The 1,365-nt window shown below is 76.6% G+C and carries 1 protein-coding gene and 1 pseudogene; both read right to left on the bottom strand.

Annotation, left to right across the window (positions count from 1 at the left end; genetic code table 11):
* Window positions 1–1,035 (bottom strand): PLP-dependent cysteine synthase family protein (locus tag ACFRMQ_RS40785; protein ID WP_380735988.1); only part of this gene is annotated, 1,035 nt, incomplete at its 3' end.
* Window positions 1,036–1,092: 57 nt separating this feature from the next.
* Window positions 1,093–1,365 (bottom strand): annotated as a pseudogene (locus ACFRMQ_RS40790) (hypothetical protein); the annotation flags it as partial.

Here is a 1,365-nt window from a genome sequence, read left to right on the forward strand (position 1 = left end):
GGACCGGGCGGGCCTGGAGCGGTGCGACGTCTGCGGCCGGACGGAGCCCAGGACGGCGGCCGGGGTGGCGCCGGTGAGTCCGTGGGCGTGGCAGTAGGCGTCGTCGTAGACGGTGCCGAGGTAGCGCTGCGGCCCGTCCGGGAAGACCGCGGCGATCCGGGTTCCGGCCGGCTGGGTGCGGGCCAGCCAGCCGGCCACCAGGGCGACCGCCCCGACGCTCCAGCCGCCGGTGGCGTAGTGCGAGGCTGCCAGCCGCCGGCAGGTCCAGACGGCCTCGGCGGGGGCGACCCAGTGCACCTCGTCGAAGGTGCCGTAGGCGACGTTGCGCGGGTAGATGCTGGAGCCGAGGCCGCGCATCAGCCGGGTGCGGGCGGGCTGGCCGAAGATCGTGGAGCCGATGGTGTCCACGCCGACCACCCGCAGGCCCGGGTAGAGCTGGCGCAGCACCCGGGAGGTGCCGGCCGAGTGCCCGCCGGTGCCGACGCTGCACACCAGGACGTCCAGGTGGCCCAGCTGGGAGGCGAGTTCGAGCGCCAGCGGGGTGTAGGCGGTGGTGTTGTCGGGGTTGTTGTACTGGTCCGGGCACCACGAGCCGGGGTGGCGGGTCAGCAACTCGGCCACCCGGTCGCGCCGGGCCTGCTGCCAGCCGCCGCGCGGGTGCGGGCTGTCGACGGCCTCGACCTCGGCGCCGTACGCGGTGAGCAGCCTGGTCATGGCCGGCTCCAGCCCCGGGTCGGTGACCAGCGTGACCGGGTGGCGGTACACCATGCCGGCCAGGGCGAGGCCCAGTCCCAGCGTGCCGCTGGTGGACTCCACGATCCGGCCGCCCGGGCGCAACTCGCCCCGGTCGCGGGCCCGCTGGACCATGTGCAGGGCCGGGCGGTCCTTGATGCCGCCGGGGTTGAAGCCCTCCAGCTTGGCCCAGAAGCCGCGGCCCGCCGGGGCCAGCGGCTCACCGATCCGCAGGACCGGGGTGTTGCCGACCAGGCCGGTGAGGGCCGCGCGGTCGTCGGTGTGGGGGGTGATGGGTGTCATGTCTCGTCTCCTGTCGGGAGGTTGGCGGAACGGAGCGGCTCGGTCGGTGCCGAGCCGCTATATCCGCCACCGGCCGGTGACGAGCAGGGGGACTCTGGGCCTGGTGACGCATCCGGCGGCCGCCGTCGGGCCCGTCGTGGGGGCGGTTGCCGGGACGGTCCGGTCCTCGGCGGGTGCGGCGGCGGGTGCGGGAGAGGGCGTGGAGGCGGAGCGGGCGGGCCGCTGGGCCGGTGCGGCGGCCTCCCCGGCACCGCAGTGCCGTTCGGCGGACGCGGAGGAGGGGGCGTGCGGCTCGGCCGGGGCGGTGGCCGCGGCCGGGCGGAGTGGAGG

It is taken from the genome of Kitasatospora sp. NPDC056783 (genome assembly GCF_042789895.1).
GTDB lineage: Bacteria > Actinomycetota > Actinomycetes > Streptomycetales > Streptomycetaceae > Kitasatospora.